This is a genomic window from Defluviimonas sp. SAOS-178_SWC, assembly GCF_039830135.1.
Taxonomy (GTDB): Bacteria; Pseudomonadota; Alphaproteobacteria; order Rhodobacterales; family Rhodobacteraceae; genus Albidovulum.
Window position 1 is genome coordinate 851885 of the sequence record NZ_CP156081.1, and the last position, 23139, is coordinate 875023.

A 23139-nucleotide genomic window follows, 5' to 3' on the forward strand; every position below is an offset into this window, starting at 1 on the left:
CTGCCGGCTCAGCGGGTCGGGACGGGGGTGTCGCCGCGATAATCGTAGAACCCGCGCCCGGTCTTGCGCCCCAGCCAGCCGGCTTCGACGTATTTGGTCAGGAGCGGGCAGGGCCGGTACTTGGTGTCCGCCAGTCCTTCGTGCAGCACGTTCATGATCGCAAGGCAGGTGTCGAGTCCGATGAAGTCGGCCAGTTCCAGCGGCCCCATCGGGTGGTTCGCCCCGAGCTTCAGCGACTCGTCGATCGACTTCACGTTGCCGACGCCCTCGTAGAGCGTATAGACCGCTTCGTTGATCATCGGCATCAGGATGCGGTTGACGATGAAGGCGGGGAAATCCTCCGCACTTGCCGCCGTCTTGCCGAGCTTTTCGACAACGGCCAGAAGCGCCTTGTAGGTCGGCTCGTCGGTGGCGATGCCGCGGATCAGCTCGACGAGCTGCATCACGGGAACCGGGTTCATGAAGTGGAAGCCCATGAACTTTTCCGGCCGGTCGGTGCGGCTCGCAAGGCGCGTGATCGAGATCGACGAGGTGTTGGAGGTCAGGATCGTCGTCGGCTTCAGATGCGGGAGCAGATCCTCGAAGATCGCCTGCTTGACCGTTTCGCGTTCGGTCGCCGCTTCGATCACCAGATCGGTCTGGCCGAGGTCGGTCAGCTTCAGCGTGGTCCGCAGACGCCCGAGCGCTGCCGCCTTGTCCTCGGCCGTCACCTTGCCCCGGCTGACCTGCCGATCGAGGTTCCGGTCGATCAGCGCAACCGCCTTGTCGAGCGCCTCCTGGCTGATATCGGTCATCAGGACGTCAAAGCCGGCAAGCGCGAAGACATGGGCAATGCCGTTGCCCATCTGGCCCGCGCCGACGATTCCGACCGATCTGATTTCCATTGCCCGACCCCCGTTTAAGCTTGCGCAAGACCATAGGCATCGCGCCGCCCCGGGCGCAAGGCATATCGGACGGGCGCAACCGCGCGAATTGAACGCTTAGCCATTTGGCAAGGCTTGGGGCGCAATCTGGTCCAGGGTGAGTCGAAACGAAGGTGGGAACCAATGGTTTATGAATATGCGGGCGACAGCGCCCTCGACTACTTTCCTTGCCGCTACGGGCAATCGAAACTGCTGTTCCGGGGGCCGCGGCGCAAGCTGGAAGGGGTCTACGCGGCGGTCCTCGGCGGGACGGAAACCTACGGCAAGTTCGTCGCGGAACCCTATCCGGCTCTGCTCGAACGGGCGATCGGCCTTCCGGTCGTGAATTTCGGTTACATGAATGCGGGGGCGGATGTCTTCGTGGGGGAACCGGTGATCGTCGATGCCTGCTCAAGGGCGCGGGTGACGGTGATCCAGCTCATGGGCGCTCAGAACATGTCGAACCGTTTCTACGCGGTCCATCCGCGTCGAAACGACCGCTTCTTACGCGCGTCGACCCTGATGAAGACGATCTTCCGCGAGGTGGACTTCACCGAGTTCCATTTCACCCGGCACATGCTGTCCGCACTCAAATCGCAGGCGCCGGAAAAATGCGCGCTGGTCGAGGACGAGTTGAAATCGGCCTGGGTCGTGCGGATGCGGCATCTTCTCCAGAAGATCGAGGGCAAGACGGTGCTTCTCTGGATCGCCGGCGATCCCGGCGAGAACAAGGATGGCCTTGGCGCCGAGCCCCTGATGGTCGATGCGGAGATGGTCGCGGCGATCCGTTCTTTTGCAACCGACCTCGTTCGCGTCAATCCGAGCGGCGCAGCGATGCGGGCCGGGACCGACGGCATGCACTTCGCGCCGCTCGATGAGCCGGCCGCAGCGGCGATGCCGGGGCCGCGGGTTCATGCCGAGGTCGCCGAGGCGCTCGCCCCGGTTCTGAAACGGATGCTCTGACGGAAAGGCCCCGCCGTTTCCGGCGGGGCCTTGTCCTGTTTCCTTCAGCGTCGTGCCGGCGTGGCCGCTCAGAGTTTTTCGGTGAGTTCCGGGACCAGGGCGAAGAGGTCGCCGACGAGGCCGTAATCGGCGACCTGGAAGATCGGGGCCTCTTCGTCCTTGTTGATGGCGACGATGACCTTGCTGTCCTTCATCCCCGCGAGGTGCTGGATCGCGCCCGAGATGCCGATGGCGACGTAGAGCGCCGGCGCCACGACCTTGCCGGTCTGGCCGACCTGCCAGTCGTTCGGCGCGTAGCCGGAATCCACCGCCGCGCGCGAGGCGCCCACGGCCGCGCCGAGCTTGTCGGCGAGCTTCTCGATCAGCGCGAAGTTCTCTTCCGAGCCGACGCCGCGGCCGCCCGAGACGACGATCCCCGCCGAGGTCAGCTCCGGACGGTCGCTCGCGGCGACCTTGTCCTCGACCCATTCCGACAGCCCCGGATTGGCCGCCGCCCCGATCGTCTCGATCGGCGCCGAGCCGCCCGTCGCGGCCGGCTCGAAGGTCGAGGTGCGGATCGACACGACCTTCACCTTGTCGCCCGACTTCACCGTCTGGATCGCGTTGCCGGCATAGATCGGCCGTTCGAAGGTCTCGGCATCGACGACGCCCGAGACATCCGAGATCACCATCACGTCGAGAAGCGCCGCCACCCGCGGCAGCACGTTCTTGGCATCCGTCGTCGCCGGGGCGACGATGTGGCTGTAATCGCCCGCGAGGCTGACGATCAGCGCCGCCGTCGGTTCGGCGAGCCGGTGGCCGAGCGAGGGGTCCTCGGCGCAGAGCACCTTCTTCACGCCGGCGATCTTCGCCGCGTCCGCCGCCGCCGCGCTGGCCTTGGCCCCGGCGCAAAGCACCGTCACCTCGCCCATCTTCGCCGCCGCCGTCACCGCCTTCGCGGTCGCATCGACCGACAGATGCCCGTCGGTCACTTCCCCCAGCAGAAGAACAGCCATCAGATCACCCCCGCTTCGTCTTTGAGTTTCGCGATCAGCTCGTCCACCGATCCCACCTTCACGCCCGCCTTGCGGCCCGCCGGCTCCGCCGTCTTCACCACCGTCAGGCGCGGCGTGACATCGACGCCGTAATCGGCGGCGGTCTTTTCCTCCAGCGGCTTCTTCTTCGCCTTCATGATGTTCGGCAGGGACGCATAGCGCGGCTCGTTCAGCCGCAGGTCCACCGTCACGATCGCCGGCATCTTGACCTTGATCGTCTGCAGGCCGCCGTCGACCTCGCGCGTCACCACCGCGCTCGCGCCCTCGAGCTTCAGCTCCGAAGCGAAGGCGGCCTGGCTCCAGCCGAGCAGAGCGGACAGCATCTGGCCGGTGGCGTTCATGTCGTTGTCGATCGCCTGCTTGCCGCAGATCACAAGGCCGGGCTTCTCTTCGTCGACCACGGCTTTCAAGAGTTTCGCCACCGCCAGGGGCTCGATATCGGTATGCACGTCCGAGGCCGCCTCGATCAGGATCGCCCGGTCCGCGCCCATCGCCAGAGCCGTGCGCAGCGTCTCCTGCGCCTGCTTCACGCCGATCGACACCACGACGATCTCCTCGGCCTCGCCGCGCTCCTTGATCCGGATCGCCTCTTCCACCGCGATCTCGTCGAACGGGTTCATCGACATCTTCACGTTGGCAAGATCGACACCCGTGCCGTCCGCCTTCACGCGAACCTTCACGTTGTAGTCAATCACCCGCTTCACAGGCACCAATACCTTCATGGCTGGCAATCTCCCTTAACCGGACACCGCCCCCGGAGGAGCGGCAAGACAAACTCTCGTCCCGTCCCTTAGCGGTTCTGCGTCTGCGAAAACAGCGAAAAATCGACGCGCTTTGTCGCTTCGCCGCCACGAGTGCGACTGTTAGCGCCGGTCAGCGATTCGCGCCCGGAACCCAGAGCACGTCGGCACGACCGTCGTCGTTGGCGATGCGGGCGGCGACGAAGAACCAGTCGCTGAGCCGGTTGAGGTACTTCAGGGCCGCCGGGTTGATCGGCTCGGATTCCGAGAGCTCAACGGCCAGCCGTTCGGCGCGCCGTGAAACGGTGCGGGCGAGGTGCAGATGCGCGGCAAGGGCCGAGCCGCCGGGAAGGATGAAGCTGCGCAACGGCGCAAGGCGCGCATTCATCGCGTCGATCTCGGATTCGAGCCGCGCGACCTGCGCGTCTGCCATGCGAAGGACGGGGTAGTCTGCTTCGCCATCCTTTTCCATCGCCGGCCGGCAAAGATCGGCGCCGAGGTCGAAAAGGTCGTTCTGGATCCGGGCGAGGGCGGTGTCGATCTCGTCCGCCGTGTGCTGGCGGGCAAGGCCGATGACGGAATTCGTCTCGTCCACCGTGCCGTATGCGGCCACGCGGGCGGAATGCTTCGGCACACGGGCGCCGTCGCCCAAAGCGGTTTCGCCAGCGTCGCCGGTACGGGTGTAGATCTTGTTCAGGACAACCATCAGTGCCCTCCGATCCCGCCGCGGACGAGGACGAAGAGCAGGATAAGGGCGACGGCACAGGCCTGGGCGATGATCCGGTAACGCATCAGGCGGTTGGCGTGTTTGCGGTTGAAATCGCCACCCTTTGCGAAGCCGCCAATGCCGATCATCAGGATGACGAGGACGGCGAAGCAGGCGGCTGCCGCGATGAGGAAAAGCGGGTCCTTGGTCATGAGGGCCTCCTTGATGGGGCGGTTTTACCTTGGGGCAACGAAAGGTGCCAGCGTTCAGATCGGGATTCGCCCGGCATCAGCCCCGCGCCAGTACCCATTGCAGCGCCCGCGACGGCAAGACGCGCCTTGCTATGCCCATGACGCGGGTCGGGGTCGTGATGTGGTAGCGGGGTTTGGGGTCTGGCGAGTCGAGCGCCGCGATCAGGGTTTTCGTCACGGCCGAGGCGGGCCATTGCGGCCCCTTGCTGCTGCCCTTGTAGAGCTTGTCGAGAAGGCTCGCGCGGTATTCGTCGGCCCGCGCCGAGCGCTCCCAATCCACCCATTTCTCGAATTGACGGATCGCGTTCTTGCGGAAATCCGTGTCAATGGGCCCGGGATCGAGCAGGCAGACCTTGATGCCCGTCCCCGCCATCTCCATCCGCAGGACGTCGGTCATGCCTTCCAGCGCGAACTTGGTGGCGACATAGGCGCCGCGCCATTTCATGCCGACGAGGCCGAGGACCGAGGAGCAATTGACGATCCGCCCGCCGCCTTGGGCGCGCATCGCGGGGATCACGCGGTTCGTGAGGTCATGCCAACCGATCAGGTTCGCCTCGAAGATCGTGCGCATGGCGTCTCGCGACACGTCCTCCAGAGGCGCCGGGATCGCGTAGGCGCCATTGTTGAAAAGCGCATCGAGCGTCCCGCCGGTGCGCGTCAGGACGTCTTCGACGGCGGTGGCGATGCTCGTTTCGTCTTCGTAATCGAGCGGGAAGCTCTCCAGCCCCTCGGCCCCGAGCCGGTCACAATCGGTCGGCTTTCGGCAGGTCGCGAAGACGCGCCAGCCGCGTCGGGCCAGTTCATGTGCCGCGTCGTAGCCGATGCCGGAGGAACACCCGGTGATGAGAATGCTTCGTGCCATGCCCGCCTCGTCGCTTTGGCTCTCGCTAGGCGGTTTTCGTCGCGCTGGCAATCCGGGGTGGCAATGCAGAATGGCACGCGAACCCAGCAGGCGATGAAATCGGATGCAATATAGCCTGACAAGGGGGACTCCTCCGTCCGAACCCGGGCCCAGCCACGGACGCCGATGACGGCCTGGCCCCTGGGCAACGCGCCGAGTACGGGGAAATGCGCCGGGATCTTCCTTCCTCCGCCGAATTTCCATCTGGACCCGACAGGGTCCGCGAATTACACCACATCCATGAGCGACGAGACGGACGACCGCAACATCCTGCCGACAACCACAGCCGAGCCGCTCTCCCGCGCGATCGGAGAGCGGTATCTGACCTATGCGCTCTCGACGATCATGCACCGGGCGCTGCCGGATGCGCGCGATGGTCTGAAGCCTGTGCATCGCCGCATCCTCTACGCGATGCGGGAGCTGAAGCTTTCGCCCGCAGGCGGTTTCCGGAAATCCGCGAAGATATCCGGCGACGTGATGGGGAACTACCACCCGCATGGCGACGCCGCGATCTACGACGCGATGGCGCGGCTCGCGCAGGATTTCAACATGCGCTACCCGCTGGTCGACGGGCAGGGGAACTTCGGCAATATCGACGGCGACAACCCGGCGGCCTCGCGCTACACCGAGGCGCGGCTGACCTTCGCGGCCGAGGCGCTGATGGAGGGGCTGGCCGAGAACGCGGTCGATTTCCGCCCCAATTACGATGGCACGCTCGAAGAGCCAGTGGTGCTGCCCGCGGCGTTCCCGAACCTTCTGGCCAATGGCTCCTCCGGGATCGCGGTCGGGATGGCCACGAACATCCCGCCGCACAACCTGCATGAGTTGATCGAGGCTTGCCTGCACCTGATCAAGTCGCCCGATGCGCGCGACGAAACCCTAGTCGGATTCGTTCCCGGCCCCGATTTCCCGACCGGCGGCGTCATCGTCGAGCCGCGTGAGGCGATCCTCGAAGCCTATCGCACCGGGCGCGGCAGCTTCCGCACCCGGGCGCGCTGGTCGGTCGAGGATCTGGGCCGGGGAACGTGGAACATCGTCGTCACCGAGATCCCGTTCCAGGTGCAGAAGTCGAAGCTGATCGAACGGCTGGCCGAGATCATCCAGACCAAGAAGATCCCGCTTCTGGCAGATGTGCGCGACGAAAGCGCCGACGACATCCGCATCGTGCTGGAGCCACGGTCGAAGAACGTCGACCCCGAGATGCTGATGGGGATGCTGTTCCGCAATTCGGACCTCGAAACCCGGTTCAGCCTCAACATGAACGTGCTGATCGACGGGCGCACGCCCAAGGTCTGTTCGCTGAAGGAGGTGCTTCGCGCCTTCCTCGATCACCGGCGCGAGGTCCTGATCCGCCGCAGCCAGCACCGGATGGAGAAGATCGACCACCGGCTGGAAGTGCTCGAAGGTTTCATCACCGCCTTCCTGAACCTCGACCGGGTGATCGACATCATCCGTTACGACGCCGATCCGAAAGCCGCGCTGATGGCGGAGGATTGGGGGCGCAAGCAGGTGCGCGCGACGTCCGAGAAGGACTATGTCTCGCCCCTGACGCTGCCGCATACCGATGACGGGCTGAGCGAGGTGCAGGTCGAGGCGATCCTCAACATGCGCCTGCGGTCCTTGCGCAAGCTCGAGGAGATGGAGCTTCTCAAGGAGCAGGACGAGTTGATGCGCGAACGCGCGGACTTGGACGACCTTCTCGGCTCCGACACGCTGCAATGGGCGAAGATCGCCGATCAACTGCGCGAGACCCAAAAAGCCTTCGGCAAGGACGCCCCCGGCGGCGCCCGGCGGACGGGTTTCGCCGATGCGGCCGAGGTCGAGGACGTGCCCTTGGAGGCGATGATCGAGAAGGAACCGATCACCGTCATCTGCTCGAAAATGGGCTGGATCCGGGCGATGAAAGGTCATCAGGCACTGGATGCCGAGGTGAAGTTCAAGGACGGCGACGAGGGGCGGTTCGTGTTCCACGCAGAGACGACCGACAAGATCCTCCTCGCCGGGTCGAACGGGCGGTTCTACACGCTCCTCGGCGCGAACCTGCCCGGCGGGCGCGGGATGGGCGAGCCCGTGCGGCTGATGGTGGATCTGCCGAACGAGGCGGATATCGTCGATCTCCTGATCTATCGGACGGGCGACCGGCTGATCGTCGCCTCGTCGGCGGGCGAGGGCTTCACCGTTCCGGTAGACGAGGTCGTGGCGCAGACGCGGGCGGGCAAGCAGGTGATGAACCTCGCCGACGGTGTGAAGATGGTGGTCTGCAAGCCGGTTTCCGGCGACCATGTCGCGATCGTGTCGAAGAACCGCAAGCTTCTGGTCTTCCCGCTGACCGAACTGCCGGACATGACGCGCGGCAAGGGCGTGCGCCTGCAAAAGTACAATATGGCGCGGGGGCGGCAGGGCGTGCTGGAACTCGACGGCGGCCTGTCGGATGTGACCACGTTTACACTTGCCGATGGTTTGAGCTGGGCGATGCCGAACGGCAATACCCGGACCGAGACCGGCATAGCCGACTGGATCGGCCGCCGCGCCGGTGTCGGCAAGGCCCCGCCGCACGGCTTCCCCCGCGACAACCGCTTTACCTGAGGGGGACCGCCTCGGGGGGCATCGAGCCCCCGCTCGGCGGCGGCCGCCCTTCATCGCGGCCGGGGCGCTACCCCTTGGTCAGGTCCGCCTCGATCCAGTCGAGAAGGACCCCAAGGCCGGTCTCATAGAACTTCAGGTGGTTTTCCCTGCCGAAATAGGCGCCGATTCCCATGATCTCGGGGAAGTCCCGCCGCGCTTCGTCCAGGGGCACGGGATCCGCCGCGCTCGCCCCCTTGGCATAGCCCAGTGCTTCGTCCAGCACCGCGCCGGTGATGTAGTAGCTGAGAACGCGAAAGAGCGACGCCTTGCGTTCGTAGGAGACGCCCGCGCCGTCGAACATCCGTACGCAGGCGTCGAGCGTCGCAAGGCCCTCGCGGTGGTTCAGCCGGTGCGAGGTGAAGATCGCGGCGAAGCCCGGATGGCGCAGGACGGTGGCGCGGTAGTTCAGGCAGAACCTGTGCAGCCGTTCGCGAAGCGGCAGGCCGGGGCCGGGGATCTCGATCTCGGCCAGGCAGATGTTGATGAGCGCGTCGATCAGATGCTGCTTCGACGGGTAATAGTGATAGAGGCTCATCGCCTGGCACTTGAGCCGTGCGGCCAGGGTTCGGAAGCTCAGCGCGTCGATCCCGCCCTCGTCGACAAGCGCCATGGCCTCGGTGGCGATGCGTTCGGCGCTGAGCGGGGTGCGTTTGCGTTTCGGTGCGTGTGTCGACATGGCGGCAGTTACCCGTTGCCCGGCCCGAGGTACAAGCCCCAAGCGGGATGCCCGGACCGCGGCGGGCGCGGGCCGGGCGGGCAGTGTCGGGGGGCGTCGTCTTTCAATTTCCGCCGAGCTCGGCCTTGAACTGGTCGAAATCGACCTGAACTCCGTTGAAGATCGTCGACCAGTTGCGGGTCATGCCCGCCACGGCGACGGCTTCGGCGATCTCCTGATCGGTAGCGCCGGCTTGCCGGGCCGAGTTGGTGTCCATCCAGATGCAGTAATTGCACGGGATCTGCGCCGCAACGCCGAGCGAAATCAGCGCCTTGGTCTTGGGGTCGAGCGCGGTGTCGGAGGAAAATTCCAGCGCCTTGGTCTGCTGCCATAGACCGGGCAGCGCGCTGTCGGCGATCTGGGAGACGAAGCTGGGCACGCCGCCGAGCGTCTTCTCGATGTCGGCACGGGCATCGTCGACTTCGGAGGCGAGGGCGGGAAGGGCTGCGGCAGTGAAGGCGAGAGCGGTCAGAAGGCGGGACATCATGAACTCCTTTCAGGTGCTGTGCCTTACGGCGTAAGAATGGAGATCACAATAACCATACACCGTAAGGCAAGTCAACAAAAACTTACAGTGTATGGTATTTGGTCGGAGTTGGCGCGACGTTACGGCGGGGATGCGCCCGCCGCCTTGGCCGGGTCGTATGGAAAGGCGGACGTTTCCGGAGCGTCCGGCGACTGCTCAGCCGGCCCACATCCGGATCAGGTTCGACCGCGTCTTGGTCAGCGTGTCGAGCAGGGCCGACTTGCCCTCACGGCCATGGACATCGGCGATCGCACGGTCGAGGTCGAACAGCACCTCGCGCTGGCCCGCGTCGCGGATCCAGCTCTGTACCCAGCCGACCAGGCAAAGCCGGGTTCCACGCGTCACCGGCTCCACCCGGTGCAGCGTGGTCGAGGGGTAGAGGATGAGACTGCCCGGGGCAAGTTTGAAGGCCCGTTCCTCGGCGGTGTCCGCAACGATCAGCGCGCCGCCGTCGTAGCTCTCGGGCTCGCTCAGAAAGAGCGTGAACGACAGGTCCGTGCGGATGCCCTGCATCAGCGCGTCATCCACGTGCATGCCGTAGGTCTGGCCCTCGCGGTAGCGCGACAGGATGAGCTTGGTCATCGCCTTCGGCCGCGCGGCGGCGGTGAACACCGGATGCGCCATCAACGCATCGGCCGCCTTCGCGCGGATCGCGTCGAGATCGTCCGACGGCACGGCCTGATCGTTCGCCTTGATCGCGCGCGCGATCTTGCCGGCCGTGGCCCGGCCGTCCGCGAAGGCGAGCGTTTCGGCGGCCCCGCGAAGGACCGCCGCTTCGGATTGAGTCAGAATGCCGTCGATGGCGAGGAACATGGCGCTTACTTTAACTTGTAGGCCGCGAGTTCGATCGTTGCGATCGCGGCAAAGAGGGCGGACGGATCGCCCAGAGTCTTGCCCTCGGGCGAGACATCCGGCAGCGCCACGCGCGCCTCGTCCAGCGCGGCAACGGCCGTTTCGCCAAAGGCCTTCTCCGCCGCGTCGTCCTCGCCCGCCATGTGGGCTGCCTGCGCGCGGACGACCTCGACGAAGCCCCAGGCGTCCTGGTACTCGTGCAACTCGGCGATCTTGCCGTCCTTCACGCCTTCGCCATATTCGTCGGCGGCGTGACGAAGGATCGCCACCATCGCCTGCGCTTCGGCGGCTTCCGACGCCTTGGCATGGTCGCGCGCTTCTTCGATTTCCTTCAGAACGTCGGCGAGCGCGGCCTCCACGGCCTCCGCCGGTTTTCCGCCCTCCACCGCCTCGGCGAGCGCGGTCAGTTCCTCGGCGAAGCCTTCCGCCCCGAAATCGGCGAGGTGATAGGACAGTTCGTCGTAGATCTCGTCCTGGGGGTGCTTCATGTGGGTTGCGGCCTGATCCGCCAGGCCCGCGCGGTAAAGCGCGACGCCCGCGCGCAGATGGCCTTCGATGAGGCCGAGATCCATCAGGAAGTCGACCACTTCGTCGCCGGTCGCGGCGGTTCCGGATTCGCCGGCCTCACCGGCTTCGCCGCCTTCGGTCGCCTGCGCGAGCCAGAGTTTCTCGGGGCCGCCGGTCACGCCGCCGGCTGTAGCCTGGCCGGCGACGGCCATGCCGATCGCGGCGCCGGCAAGGGTCATCGTGGTCCAGCCATGCGGGCTGACACGGCGCGAGATTTTCGGGGATTCTGTCATTTGCGTCTCCTTCGGTCCTGTTGCGGCAGGCGTACGAGACACAGTGTGCGCCGTCAATTAAAAACTGACTGAAACGGTCGGAAATGAGTCCGGGCCGGAAATGCAGGGGGCGCGGCGCTCGGCCCCGACAGACCGCCTTTCGCCAGGCGCGAGATTGCCGAGAATGCCGGCATCGCCGCCGGTTCCCATCCGCCCCCAGGCTGGCTTACGGTACGCCAGCCCGCCTTTGCCTTAACGGAAAAATCCCGCCAGACCCTCAGATTTCAGCGATATTCAGCCAGACCCCGCCCTCCGGTCGAAGCGTCAGGATCAGCACGGGTCTCGGGTCGCGCCCCGGAACCGGCGTGAAGCGAAACCGGGCAAGAAGGGTGGCGAGCACGATCACCGCCTCCTGCAGCGCGAAGGACGCGCCGATGCAGATACGGGGCCCGCCGCCGAAGGGCAGGTAGGCGAAGCGGTCCACGGTTTTCGGATCGGCGAAACGGCCGGGATCGAAGCGGTGCGGATCGGGCCAGAGCGCGTGGTTCCGGTGGAGCGCATAGATCGGCAGCATCACCGTGTCGCCGGGCCGGACCTCACGCCCGCAAAGCGTGTCATGGGCGCGCGCGGTGCGGGACAGGAAGGCGGCGGGCGGGTAAAGGCGCAAAGTCTCGTCGACGATCTGCCGGCAGTAGGGCAGGGCGGGCAGGTCGGCCACCGTCGCGGCCCGGGTCCCGAGCGCTGCCTTGGCCTCCGCGCGCGCCCGGTCCTGCACGGCCGGATCGAAGGCGGAGAGATAGAGCGCCCAGGCCAGCGTCAGCGCCGTCGTTTCATGTCCCGCGACGATGAAGGTCAGAAGATTGTCGCGCAGTTCGGCCGTGTTCATCCGCCGCTTCGTCTCCGGATCCTCGCCGTCGAGAAGCAGGTCGAGAAGGTCCGGCACCTCGCACGGACCCGCGCCGCGCCGGTGCTCGATCGCCGCGTCGGCCATCGCCTTCATCGCCCGCATCGCCGGGGCGTTGACCATCCGCGACGGGCGCGGCACCCAGGCCGGCGCCCCGATGATGTCGAGGAGCGAGACCCGCGCGGAGCCGGCGATGTAGGCGTCGATGGCGCGGTGCACGCCGCTCCGGTCGAAGGCCTCGCCACCCGAAAAGGTGACGTCGGAAATCACCTCGAAAGTCGTCGTCACCATCTCGTCGTAAAGGTTCGCCGCGCGCCCGGTCTGCGCGGCGACCCGCCCGGCCGCGCGCCCGGCGGCAAGCGTCATCACCGGCGCCAGCGCCTGGACGTTCCGGACCGAAAAGGCCGGCGCCGCGGCGCGGCGCTGCCAGTGCCAGTGCGCGCCCTCGGCGATGAAGAGGCTGTCGCCGATCGCCGGGCCGAGGATCATCTTGGTCACGTCGGATTTCGGGTAATCCTCGACCCGGTCCTTGAGGATGCGGCGATTGGCGCCGGGATCCATCACCATGTGCCAGCGCTTCACCGTGCGGCCGGAGACCATCGGCTGCCGGGTCGCGATTTCGGGGATCAGTTCGAGGAGATTGCGCCGCCCGGTGCGGAAACTGTCCCAGACGCCCAGGGGGCGGGTGCCAAGCGGCACCTGGACGGGGGTGGCGGTGGGCTGTGGCATGTCCATGGGCAGACTCCGTGCGCGTCCTTAATATAAGGCCGGGGCGGGAACGGCCAAGTCCGGCCGTAGATATGAGGCAGCCGCCAAAGGATTTCGGGGCTTTCGTGCATGACAGCGGGATCGCGCTGGCGAGGAATGCGAAGCCCACCGGCCCCTTGCCGCCCGCGCCCTTCTGCCGAAGCCCGCCGATGTTGCGCCGGCCGGCGCCGCGCCGCAGGCCGCTCCGCCGACCGCAGAGACCAACTGACGCTTGATTTTTTTCGGGCCAGCCGATACGCAGCGCGCGATATTGACACGGGGCACTGAAGCCCCCCCAGACCACGAGGCGCCCGCGACATGGCAAAGGCAAAGTTTGAACGGACGAAACCGCACGTGAACATCGGGACGATTGGTCACGTGGACCACGGCAAGACGACGCTGACGGCGGCGATCACGAAGTATTTCGGCGACTTCAAGGCCTATGACCAGATCGACGCGGCGCCGGAAGAGAAGGCGCGGGGGATCACGATCTCGACGGCGCACGTGGAATACGAGACGGCGAACCGTCACTACGCCCATGTCGACTGCCCGGGCCACGCCGACTACGTGAAGAACATGATCACGGGTGCTGCGCAGATGGACGGCGCGATCCTCGTGGTGAACGCGGCCGACGGCCCGATGCCGCAGACGCGCGAGCACATCCTCTTGGGCCGTCAGGTCGGCATTCCCTACATGGTCGTCTACCTGAACAAGGTCGACCAGGTGGATGACGAGGAGCTTCTGGAGCTCGTCGAGATGGAAGTGCGCGAGCTTCTGTCGTCCTACGAATATCCGGGCGACGACATTCCGATCATCAAGGGCTCGGCGCTGGCCGCTCTGGAAGGCCGTGACGCGGAGATCGGCGAGAACTCGATCCGGGCGCTGATGGAAGCGGTGGACAGCTACATCCCGACGCCGCAGCGCGCCGTGGACCAGCCGTTCCTGATGCCGATCGAGGACGTGTTCTCGATCTCGGGCCGCGGCACGGTCGTGACGGGCCGGGTCGAGCGGGGCGTGATCAATGTCGGCGACGAGATCGAGATCGTCGGCATCCGCGCGACGACGAAGTCGGTCTGCACCGGCGTCGAGATGTTCCGCAAGCTCTTGGACCGCGGCGAGGCGGGCGACAACATCGGCGCGCTCCTGCGCGGTGTCGACCGTGACGGCGTCGAGCGGGGCCAGGTGCTCTGCAAGCCGGGTTCGGTGAAGCCGCACACCCATTTCGAGGCCGAAGCCTACATCCTGACGAAGGAAGAGGGCGGCCGCCACACGCCGTTCTTCGCGAACTACCGCCCGCAATTCTACTTCCGCACGACGGACGTGACCGGGACGGTGAAGCTTCCCGAGGGCACCGAGATGGTGATGCCGGGCGACAACCTGAAGTTCGAGGTCGAGCTGATCGCCCCGATCGCGATGGAGGAAAAGCTCCGCTTCGCCATCCGCGAAGGCGGCCGCACCGTCGGCGCAGGCGTCGTGTCCAAGATCATCAAGTAAGACGCGCAGAGCGCGGAACAAAGGGCCGCCCGCCGGGCGGCCCTTTTCGTTTGAGGGGAAGAAAAGCCCGCTTGATTTCCCCTTTCGGGCATCGTAGGACACAGCCCGGCCTTAGGGGTATAGCTCAGTTGGTAGAGCATCGGTCTCCAAAACCGAGGGTCGTGGGTTCGAGTCCCCCTGCCCCTGCCAGGTCTTATCAATGCCATGACGTCGAACCTTGCCGCCTCGTATCGGCAATTTTCGGCGCTGGTTCCGCCAGCCTGATTCTTCATGCTGACAGGACCGCTTTGGCGCTGTAACAGAAGCAGCCGTCCGCCTTATTCGGGGGGTATTGTCTTCCGCGCCTCCCAGCTCCGGTTTCCCATGCTGCCATCGTTCGCCCGCGTCCCGACTGCAATCTTTCTGGCGGCCTGCCTTTCCTCCGGAACGGCGGCGGCGGAGGTGGCGTCGTATCGCGTGGAATTCGGCGGCCGTGTTCTTGGGACCGTGACTTTCAGCGACGGGGCAAAGGGGGGCGGGCAATCCCTGCGGACGACTCTGGACAATACGCCATTCGGCCTCTTCGACGGAACGTTCGAGGCGGACTCCCGACTCGAAGGCGAATCTGCGGGGGAAACGCGTCGGCTTTATGCCAGCAAAAGCCGGTCGACCCGCAAGGCGCGTGACATCTCCTTTGTGATCGACGCCGGACGCGCCGAAGAAACCGTCGTGTCGCCGGCCAGCGAAGAGACGTCCCTGTCGGTGCCGGACGCGGTGCCGGCCAGCGTGATCGACCCTGTCGCAGCCTTCGGCCGGATCGTCCGTGCCAAAGGCTGCCCTGAAGGGTTCACGTTCTATGATGGCCGCCGTGTCGACGAAATCGTGCCGTCCGGAGCGGACGTTTCCGGCGGAATGACACGATGCAAGATCACGTTCACGGTGATCGCCGGGCCGGGCCATCTGTCGCCATTCCGCTTCACGGAATTCAGCATGATGGCGCTTTACGATGCCGGCGAAGGCTCCGGAAAGGGGCTCCGGGAAATTGACGTGCGCGCAGGACTGCTGGGAATCAGGCTGATTGCAGCCGACTGAGGGCGGCGGACGGGGCTGGTCCGCCACGCCTGCGGTTTCCCGGTCTTCGGCGCGACCCTGCCATCAGGCTTGAATTTGCCGCGCCGCGCGCGTATCTCCCACCCGTTGCAACAGACCCCGAAGCGAGACGCGCATGGCCACCAATCCCCTGCAATTCCTCCAGCAGGTCCGCTCAGAGACCGCCAAGGTCCACTGGCCGACCCGCAAGGAAGTGGTCACGACCACGATCATGGTCTTCATCATGGCGGCGCTGACCTCGCTTTTCTTCTTCCTCGTCGATCGGGTCATCCAGCTCGGTCTGAGCGCGGTGCTCGGGATCTGACGCCAAGGTGCCGGTCGGGCCATTCGGCCTTGAAATCCGGGGCGAAGGCTTGTAGGTGAAGCCCACTCTCCCGGCACCGGCGCGCAACGATTCGGTATGCGCGCTGTTTTTTGTTCGGGTGAGGCTGGGGCAACCCAATGGAAATTCGGAATATTCCGGCGGTCAACCGTCGGTCGAGCGAGGTCTGAGGCAGATGGCGAAGCGTTGGTATTCGGTGAGCGTTCTCTCGAATTTCGAGAAGAAGATCGCCGAACAGATCAGGCAAGCCGTGGTCGAGAAGGGCCTCGAGGACGAGATCGACGAGGTTCTGGTGCCGACCGAAGAGGTCCTGGAGATCCGCCGCGGCAAGAAGGTGACCTCGGAGCGCCGCTTCATGCCGGGCTACGTGCTCGTGCACATGGACATGACGGATCGCGGCTATCACCTGATCACCTCGATCAACCGCGTCACAGGATTCCTCGGTCCGCAGGGCAAGCCGATGCCGATGCGCGACAGCGAGGTGAACCAGATCCTCAACCGCGTCGAGGAAGGCGAGGCCGCGCCGCGCAACCTGATCCGCTTCGAGGTCGGCGAGCAGGTGAAGGTGACCGACGGGCCGTTCGACGGCTTCTCGGGCATGGTCGAGGAAGTGGACGAACATACGAGCCGTCTCAAGGTGACGGTGTCGATCTTCGGGCGGCCGACGCCGGTCGAACTGGAATTCACGCAGGTGCAGAAAGTCGCCTGACGTGTGAGCCGTGGGAGGCGAGCGCTACGGCGCGGACCGGACCACTAAACTGCATCCTTCCGGATGCCAGTGACAAAGGAGAGGCCAGATGGCCAAGAAGGTAATCGGCAGCCTCAAGCTGCAAATCAAGGCGGGGCAGGCCAACCCCTCGCCCCCAGTTGGTCCGGCGCTGGGTCAGCGCGGCATCAACATCATGGAATTCTGCAAGGCCTTCAACGCGAAGACCCAGGAGATGGAGCCCGGTTCCCCGGTTCCGGTGATCATCACCTACTACGCGGACAAGTCGTTTTCGTTCGTGACGAAGACCGCGCCGGCCTCGTTCTACCTGAAGAAGGCCGCGGGCCTGAAGCCGGTGGGTAAGCGCAACCGTGCGAAGGGCTCCGAAAAGCCCGGTCGCGACGTGGCGGGATATGTGACCGTGGCCCAGGTGCGCGAAATCGCCGAAGCCAAGATGAAGGACCTTTCGGCCAATGACGTGGAGGCCGCGATGCAGATCATCCTCGGCTCCGCCCGTTCGATCGGCATCGAGGTGAAAGGGTAAGTCATGGCCAAGCTCGGAAAACGTTCCACGGCGGCCCGCGCCGCCTTCGAAGGCAAGTCGAACCTTTCGGTCGAGGATGCCGTCAAGCTGATCAAGGGCGCCGCGTCGGCGAAGTTCGACGAGACGCTTGAAATCGCGATGAATCTCGGCGTCGATCCGCGCCACGCCGACCAGATGGTCCGGGGTGTCGTGACGCTGCCGAACGGCACCGGCAAGACGGTCCGCGTGGCGGTCTTCGCCCGTGGCCCGAAAGCCGACGAGGCAAAATCCGCGGGGGCCGACATCGTCGGCGCCGAAGACCTGATGGAGACGATCCAGTCCGGCAAGATCGAGTTCGACCGTTGCATCGCGACGCCGGACATGATGCCGCTGGTCGGCCGTCTGGGCAAGATCCTCGGCCCCCGCAACCTGATGCCGAACCCGAAGGTCGGCACCGTGACGATGGACGTGAAAGCGGCTGTCGAGGCTGCGAAGGGCGGCGAAGTGCAGTTCAAGGTCGAGAAGGCCGGTGTCATCCATGCCGGGATCGGCAAGGTGTCGTTCGACGACGGCAAGTTGGCCGAGAACGTCCGCGCTTTCGTCGATGCCGTCACGCGGGCACGTCCGACCGGCGCGAAGGGGGCTTACCTCAAGAAGGTGTCGCTCTCCTCGACCATGGGGCCGGGCGTCAGCGTCGACCTGGTGTCGGCCTCGGGCAACTGAGCCCGATCAAGAATTCTCCGGGCCACATGCCCGGTGAATGGCGGGGCGGAAACGCCCCGTCCTGTCCGAGACGGAGGGTGGGGGAAGCTCCATAATTCCTTCCTGAGATGGGAAACGAGACAGCATTTCCGGGGCCTTGCGCACCGGGCGATCCTGGCCTCGGGACCATCACGGACCCGAACGGCCCTGAAACGATCCGGGGCCAGATGAGAGCCGGGGGGAAACCCCCATACTTGGAGTGAAACCGTGGATAGAGCCCAGAAAGAGAAAATGGTCGAGGAACTCGGCCAGATCTTCGAAAGCTCTGGCGTCGTGGTGGTTGCCCACTACGAAGGCATGACGGTTGCTCAGATGCAGGACCTGCGCGCGGAAATGCGTGCCGCGGGTGGGTCCGTCCGCGTCGCCAAGAACAAGCTCGCCAAGATCGCCCTGGACGGCAAGCCCTGCGCAAGCATCGGCGACCTGCTCACGGGCATGACCGTGCTGGCCTTTTCCGAAGACCCTGTCGCAGCTGCGAAGGTCGCGGATAAGTACGCCAAGGCTAACGACAAGTTCGTTATCCTCGGCGGTGCGATGGGCAGCACGGCTCTGGACACGGCCGGTGTGAAAGCCGTTGCCTCGATGCCGTCGCGGGAGGAGCTCATCGCTTCGATCGTGTCTTGCATCGGTGCACCTGCGTCGAACATCGCCGGGGCCATTGGCGCGCCTGCTTCGAACATCGCGGGCATCCTGTCGACCTTGGAAGAGCGGCAGGCCGCGTGAGCAACTTCGTGTCCTCAAAGGGCAAAGCCCGACGTTGGAACACAAACTTAGGAACGGAACAGAGAAATGGCTGATCTGAAGAAACTCGCCGAAGAAATCGTGGGCCTGACGCTTCTCGAAGCGCAGGAACTCAAGACCATCCTGAAGGACGAATACGGCATCGAGCCGGCTGCCGGTGGCGCCGTCATGGTTGCCGGCCCGGCTGCCGGCCCTGCCGAAGCCGCGGAAGAGAAGACCGAATTCGACGTCGTCCTGACCGACGCCGGCGCGCAGAAGATCAACGTGATCAAGGAAGTGCGCGCGATCACCGGTCTCGGCCTGAAGGAAGCCAAGGACCTCGTCGAGGCCGGCGGCAAGGTCAAGGAAGGCGCGGCGAAGGCCGAAGCCGAAGAGATCAAGAAGAAGCTCGAAGAGGCTGGCGCCAAGGTCGAGCTCAAGTAATAGGGCGGGGTGCGCGAGCACTCCATCCGCTGAATTTGGCTGGGTCCGGGTCAATCCCGGGCCCAGCCGAACCTGTCTTGGAAGGGGCATCGGCCCCGATGGCGTGGACGATGCCCCTTCCAAGGCGCGGTTAAAGGTTCGGGAGCCCTCCGGTGGGACGGCGGGCATGAATTGAACCGACCCCCTTCATTCGCAAGCGGCGCGGCCCCGTGTCCCCGACGGTGCCGCCCCCGCGAAGAGACGAAAGGTGACGACGAGCATGGCGCAAGCGACCGTTGGCCAGAAGCGTATCCGCAGATACTTCGGCAAAATCCGCGAAGTCCTGGAGATGCCGAACCTCATCGAGGTTCAGAAATCCTCCTACGACCTGTTCCTGAAATCCGGCGACGGCCCGAAGGCGGCCGATGGCGAGGGCATTCAGGGGGTCTTCCAGTCGGTCTTCCCGATCAAGGACTTTAACGAGAACGCGATCCTCGAATTCGTGAAATACGAACTCGAAAAGCCGAAATACGATGTCGAGGAATGCCAGAGCCGCGACATGACCTATGCCGCGCCGCTCAAGGTCACGCTGCGCCTGATCGTGTTCGATGTCGACGAGGATACCGGCGCGAAGTCCGTGAAGGACATCAAGGAGCAGGACGTCTACATGGGCGACATGCCGCTCATGACGCCGAACGGCACCTTCATCGTCAACGGCACCGAGCGCGTCATCGTGTCCCAGATGCATCGTTCGCCGGGCGTGTTCTTCGACCACGACAAGGGCAAGACCCACTCTTCGGGCAAGTTGCTCTTCGCCTGCCGGATCATTCCCTATCGCGGCTCCTGGCTCGACTTCGAGTTCGACGCCAAGGACATCGTCTTCTCGCGGATCGACCGCCGCCGGAAACTCCCGGTGACGACGCTCCTTTATGCGCTCGGCCTCGACCAGGAAGGCATCATGGATGCCTACTACAACACCGTCGAGTTCAAGCTTCAGAAGAACAAGGGCTGGGTGACCCGGTTCTTCCCCGAGCGCGTGCGCGGCACGCGTCCGACTTATGATCTCGTCGATGCGAAGACGGGCGAGGTGATCTGCAAGGCCGGCGAAAAGGTGACGCCGCGCATGGTCAAGAAATTGATCGACGAAGGCAAGGTGACCGAACTGCTGGTGCCCTTCGACCACATCCTCGGCCGCTATGTCGCCAAGGACATCATCAACGAGGAAACCGGTGCGATCTATGTTGAAGCCGGTGATGAGCTGACGCAGACCGTCGACAAGGACGGCGAGGTCTCCGGCGGCACGCTCAAGGTCCTTCTCGACAACGGCATCACCACGATCCCGGTTCTCGACATCGACAACGTCAATGTCGGCCCCTACATCCGCAACACGATGGCGGCGGACAAGAACCTGAACCGCGACACCGCGCTGATGGATATCTACCGCGTCATGCGCCCGGGCGAACCGCCCACCGTCGAGGCCGCCTCTGCGCTCTTCGACACCTTGTTCTTCGACAAGGAGCGCTATGACCTCTCGGCCGTCGGCCGGGTCAAGATGAACATGCGCCTCGACCTCGGCAAGCCCGACACGCAGCGCACGCTCGACCGCGACGACATCATCGCGTGCGTGAAGGCACTGGTGGAACTGCGCGACGGCAAGGGCGAGATCGATGACATCGACCACCTCGGCAACCGCCGGGTGCGCTCGGTCGGCGAGCTGATGGAAAACCAGTACCGCGTCGGACTTCTGCGCATGGAGCGCGCGATCAAGGAACGCATGTCCTCGGTCGAGATCGACACGGTCATGCCGCAGGATCTGATCAACGCCAAACCGGCGGCGGCGGCGGTGCGCGAGTTCTTCGGCTCCTCGCAGCTTTCGCAGTTCATGGACCAGACCAACCCGCTGTCGGAAGTCACCCACAAGCGGCGCCTGTCGGCCCTCGGGCCGGGCGGTCTTACCCGCGAGCGCGCGGGCTTCGAAGTCCGCGACGTTCACCCGACCCACTACGGCCGGATGTGCCCGATCGAGACGCCGGAAGGCCCGAACATCGGTCTGATCAACTCGCTCGCCACGTTCGCGCGCGTGAACAAGTACGGCTTCATCGAGACCCCCTACCGCAAGGTGAAGGACGGTCAGGTGACGGACGAAGTCCAGTACATGTCCGCCACCGAGGAAATGCGCCACACCGTCGCGCAGGCCAACGCTTCGCTCGACGAGAACGGCCGCTTCAAGAACGACCTCGTTTCGACCCGTCAGTCGGGCGAATTCATGCTGAACCCGCCCGATGTGGTGGACCTCATCGACGTGTCGCCGAAGCAGCTCGTCTCGGTCGCGGCCTCGCTCATCCCGTTCCTTGAGAACGACGACGCGAACCGCGCTCTGATGGGTTCGAACATGCAGCGTCAGGCGGTACCGCTTCTCCAGGCGGACGCGCCCTTCGTCGGCACCGGGATCGAGGCTGTCGTGGCCGAGGATTCGGGGGCGGCGATCATGGCCAAGCGCGGTGGCGTCATCGACCAGGTCGATGCGACCCGTATCGTCGTTCGTGCCACCGAAGATCTTGAACTCGGCGATGCCGGTGTCGACATCTACCGTCTGCGCAAGTTCCAGCGGTCGAACCAGAACACCTGCATCAACCAGAAGCCTCTGGTGAAGGTGGGCGACAAGGTCGCGAAGAACGAGGTCATCGCGGACGGTCCGTCGACCGACATGGGGGAACTGGCGCTCGGCAAGAACGTCATCGTCGCCTTCATGCCGTGGAACGGCTACAACTACGAGGACTCGATCCTCATCTCCGAGCGTATCGTCAAGGACGACGTCTTCACCTCGATCCATATCGAGGAATACGAAGTCGCCGCCCGCGACACCAAGCTCGGGCCTGAGGAGATCACCCGCGACATCCCGAACGTCGGCGAGGAGGCGCTTCGCAACCTCGACGAAGCGGGCATCGTCTATATCGGCGCCGAAGTGGGGCCGGGCGACATTCTCGTCGGCAAGATCACCCCGAAGGGCGAAAGCCCGATGACGCCGGAGGAGAAACTGCTCCGCGCCATCTTCGGTGAAAAAGCCTCGGACGTGCGTGACACCTCGCTCCGGCTCCCGCCGGGCGATTTCGGCACGGTCGTCGAAGTGCGGGTCTTCAACCGCCACGGCGTCGACAAGGACGAACGCGCGCTCCAGATCGAGCGTGAGGAAGTCGAGCGGCTCGCCCGCGACCGCGACGACGAACAGGCGATCCTCGAACGCAACATCTATGCGCGTCTGAAGTCGATGATCCTTGGCAAGACCGCGGTGAAGGGACCGAAGGGGATCAAGCCGAACGCCACGATCGACGAAGATCTGCTGGAATCGCTCTCGCGCGGCCAGTGGTGGCAGCTTGCCCTCGGTGAGGAGCAGGACGCCCAGAACGTCGAGGCCCTCAACGCCCAGTTCGAGGCGCAGAAGCGCGCGCTCGAACACCGCTTCGAGGACAAGGTCGAGAAGGTCCGCCGTGGCGACGACCTTCCGCCGGGGGTGATGAAGATGGTGAAGGTCTTCGTCGCCGTGAAGCGCAAGCTGCAGCCGGGCGACAAGATGGCCGGCCGTCACGGCAACAAGGGTGTCGTCTCCAAGGTGGTGCCGATGGAGGACATGCCCTTCCTCGGCGACGGGACGCCGGTCGACATGGTGCTCAACCCGCTCGGCGTGCCGAGCCGGATGAACGTCGGTCAGATCCTCGAAACCCACATGGGTTGGGCGGCGCGTGGCCTCGGCATCCGCATCGACGACGCGCTTCAGGACTACCGCCGCACCGGCGACCTGACGCCGGTCCGCGATGCCTTGAAGCACGGCTACGGCGACGATGCCTACGAGGAAGCCTTTGCCAAGCTCGACGAAGACACGCTTCTGGAGCGGGCGGCGACCGTAACTCGCGGCGTGCCGATCGCGACGCCGGTCTTTGACGGCGCCAAGGAGGCTGACGTCAACAACGCGCTGATGCGGGCCGGCTTCGACCAGTCGGGCCAGTCGGACCTCTTCGACGGCCGGACCGGCGAGAAGTTCGCGCGGAAAGTCACCGTGGGCGTGAAGTACCTCCTGAAGCTTCACCACCTCGTCGACGACAAGATCCACGCGCGCTCGACCGGGCCTTACAGCCTCGTCACGCAGCAGCCTCTGGGCGGCAAGGCCCAGTTCGGTGGCCAGCGTTTCGGGGAAATGGAGGTCTGGGCGCTGGAAGCCTACGGCGCGGCCTACACCCTGCAGGAGATGCTGACCGTCAAGTCGGACGACGTGGCGGGCCGGACCAAGGTCTACGAGAGCATCGTCAAGGGCGAGGACAACTTCGAGGCCGGCGTGCCGGAATCGTTCAACGTTCTCGTCAAGGAAGTGCGGGGCCTCGGCCTCAACATGGAACTCCTGGATGCGGAGGAGGAGTGAGGGCGGCCACCCCCTTACTTTCCCATCCCCTGACATGAAGG

General features: G+C 65.0%; 22 protein-coding genes and 1 tRNA gene. 12 read left to right on the forward strand and 11 right to left on the reverse strand.

What is annotated here, in order from left to right; translation table 11 throughout:
- Window positions 1–8: 8 nt before the first annotated feature.
- Window positions 9–884 (reverse strand): 3-hydroxybutyryl-CoA dehydrogenase, encoded by an 876-nt coding sequence (locus V5734_RS05120; RefSeq protein WP_347312434.1) that lies wholly within the window; start codon window positions 882–884, stop codon window positions 9–11.
- A 162-nt stretch (window positions 885–1046) separates the two neighbouring features.
- Here V5734_RS05120 and V5734_RS05125 point away from each other — a divergent pair, with 162 nt between their 5' ends.
- On the forward strand, window positions 1047–1865 hold the full coding sequence (locus V5734_RS05125; protein WP_347312435.1) for a DUF6473 family protein: 819 nt from the start codon (window positions 1047–1049) through the stop codon (window positions 1863–1865).
- 68 nt (window positions 1866–1933) lie between these two features.
- Here V5734_RS05125 and V5734_RS05130 read toward each other — a convergent pair whose 3' ends face one another.
- From V5734_RS05130 to V5734_RS05150, 5 genes are all read right to left on the reverse strand, one after another.
- Window positions 1934–2860: an electron transfer flavoprotein subunit alpha/FixB family protein gene (locus tag V5734_RS05130; protein WP_347309945.1), complete on the reverse strand. Its 927-nt coding sequence runs from the start codon at window positions 2858–2860 to the stop codon at window positions 1934–1936.
- Window positions 2860–3621: an electron transfer flavoprotein subunit beta/FixA family protein gene (locus tag V5734_RS05135; protein WP_347309944.1), complete on the reverse strand. Its 762-nt coding sequence runs from the start codon at window positions 3619–3621 to the stop codon at window positions 2860–2862. Before V5734_RS05135 ends, V5734_RS05130 begins: the two co-directional genes overlap by 1 nt.
- 151 nt (window positions 3622–3772) lie before the next feature.
- Window positions 3773–4345 carry a cob(I)yrinic acid a,c-diamide adenosyltransferase gene (locus V5734_RS05140; RefSeq protein WP_347312436.1) on the reverse strand — a complete coding sequence of 191 codons (573 nt, stop codon included), beginning with the start codon at window positions 4343–4345 and terminating at the stop codon, window positions 3773–3775.
- Window positions 4345–4557: a twin transmembrane helix small protein gene (locus V5734_RS05145; RefSeq protein WP_347312437.1), complete on the reverse strand. Its 213-nt coding sequence runs from the start codon at window positions 4555–4557 to the stop codon at window positions 4345–4347. Before V5734_RS05145 ends, V5734_RS05140 begins: the two co-directional genes overlap by 1 nt.
- 76 nt (window positions 4558–4633) lie before the next feature.
- The gene (locus V5734_RS05150; RefSeq protein WP_347312438.1) at window positions 4634–5458 is read right to left on the reverse strand and encodes an SDR family NAD(P)-dependent oxidoreductase; all 825 of its coding nucleotides are present in this window, start codon (window positions 5456–5458) and stop codon (window positions 4634–4636) included.
- Window positions 5459–5737: 279 nt separating this feature from the next.
- On the opposite strand from V5734_RS05150, the gene V5734_RS05155 reads away from it, so the two are divergent.
- Complete coding sequence (locus V5734_RS05155) at window positions 5738–8083, forward strand: DNA topoisomerase IV subunit A (RefSeq protein WP_347312439.1); 2346 nt, start codon at window positions 5738–5740, stop codon at window positions 8081–8083.
- 67 nt (window positions 8084–8150) lie between these two features.
- Here V5734_RS05155 and V5734_RS05160 read toward each other — a convergent pair whose 3' ends face one another.
- From V5734_RS05160 to V5734_RS05180, 5 genes are all read right to left on the reverse strand, one after another.
- Window positions 8151–8798, reverse strand: coding sequence for a TetR/AcrR family transcriptional regulator (locus tag V5734_RS05160; RefSeq protein WP_347312440.1), 648 nt, complete (start codon window positions 8796–8798; stop codon window positions 8151–8153).
- A 103-nt stretch (window positions 8799–8901) separates the two neighbouring features.
- Complete coding sequence (locus V5734_RS05165; protein WP_347312441.1) at window positions 8902–9321, reverse strand: carboxymuconolactone decarboxylase family protein; 420 nt, start codon at window positions 9319–9321, stop codon at window positions 8902–8904.
- A 198-nt stretch (window positions 9322–9519) separates the two neighbouring features.
- Window positions 9520–10176, reverse strand: coding sequence for a Fe2+-dependent dioxygenase (locus tag V5734_RS05170; protein WP_347312442.1), 657 nt, complete (start codon window positions 10174–10176; stop codon window positions 9520–9522).
- A gap of 5 nt (window positions 10177–10181) precedes the next feature.
- Window positions 10182–11015 carry a hypothetical protein gene (locus V5734_RS05175; protein ID WP_347312443.1) on the reverse strand — a complete coding sequence of 278 codons (834 nt, stop codon included), beginning with the start codon at window positions 11013–11015 and terminating at the stop codon, window positions 10182–10184.
- Window positions 11016–11271: 256 nt separating this feature from the next.
- Entirely contained in the window at window positions 11272–12627 is a 1356-nt protein-coding gene (locus V5734_RS05180) for a cytochrome P450 (RefSeq protein ID WP_432759679.1), read from the reverse strand.
- 336 nt (window positions 12628–12963) lie between these two features.
- Between V5734_RS05180 and tuf the strand changes: the two genes are divergently transcribed.
- The 10 genes from tuf to rpoB all read left to right on the forward strand — a co-directional run bounded on the left by tuf (window position 12964) and on the right by rpoB (window position 23098).
- A complete protein-coding gene (gene tuf, locus V5734_RS05185; RefSeq protein WP_347312445.1) occupies window positions 12964–14139 on the forward strand; it encodes an elongation factor Tu in 1176 nt (391 codons plus the stop codon).
- Window positions 14140–14252: 113 nt separating this feature from the next.
- Window positions 14253–14328: transfer RNA gene (locus V5734_RS05190), tRNA-Trp, on the forward strand.
- A gap of 174 nt (window positions 14329–14502) precedes the next feature.
- Entirely contained in the window at window positions 14503–15210 is a 708-nt protein-coding gene (locus tag V5734_RS05195) for a DUF3108 domain-containing protein (RefSeq protein ID WP_347312446.1), read from the forward strand.
- A 133-nt stretch (window positions 15211–15343) separates the two neighbouring features.
- Complete coding sequence (secE, locus tag V5734_RS05200) at window positions 15344–15532, forward strand: preprotein translocase subunit SecE (RefSeq protein ID WP_347312447.1); 189 nt, start codon at window positions 15344–15346, stop codon at window positions 15530–15532.
- Between the two features lie 193 nt (window positions 15533–15725).
- Window positions 15726–16259, forward strand: a complete 534-nt coding sequence (nusG, locus tag V5734_RS05205; RefSeq protein ID WP_347312448.1) for a transcription termination/antitermination protein NusG — start codon at window positions 15726–15728, stop codon at window positions 16257–16259.
- Window positions 16260–16347: 88 nt separating this feature from the next.
- Window positions 16348–16800: a 50S ribosomal protein L11 gene (rplK, locus tag V5734_RS05210; protein ID WP_347312449.1), complete on the forward strand. Its 453-nt coding sequence runs from the start codon at window positions 16348–16350 to the stop codon at window positions 16798–16800.
- A 3-nt stretch (window positions 16801–16803) separates the two neighbouring features.
- A complete protein-coding gene (rplA, locus tag V5734_RS05215; RefSeq protein WP_347312450.1) occupies window positions 16804–17502 on the forward strand; it encodes a 50S ribosomal protein L1 in 699 nt (232 codons plus the stop codon).
- A 246-nt stretch (window positions 17503–17748) separates the two neighbouring features.
- Entirely contained in the window at window positions 17749–18264 is a 516-nt protein-coding gene (rplJ, locus tag V5734_RS05220) for a 50S ribosomal protein L10 (RefSeq protein WP_347312451.1), read from the forward strand.
- A gap of 66 nt (window positions 18265–18330) precedes the next feature.
- Window positions 18331–18705 (forward strand): 50S ribosomal protein L7/L12, encoded by a 375-nt coding sequence (gene rplL / locus V5734_RS05225; protein WP_347312452.1) that lies wholly within the window; start codon window positions 18331–18333, stop codon window positions 18703–18705.
- A 259-nt stretch (window positions 18706–18964) separates the two neighbouring features.
- Window positions 18965–23098 (forward strand): DNA-directed RNA polymerase subunit beta, encoded by a 4134-nt coding sequence (gene rpoB, locus V5734_RS05230; RefSeq protein ID WP_347313577.1) that lies wholly within the window; start codon window positions 18965–18967, stop codon window positions 23096–23098.
- The last annotated feature ends 41 nt before the right edge of the window (window positions 23099–23139 follow it).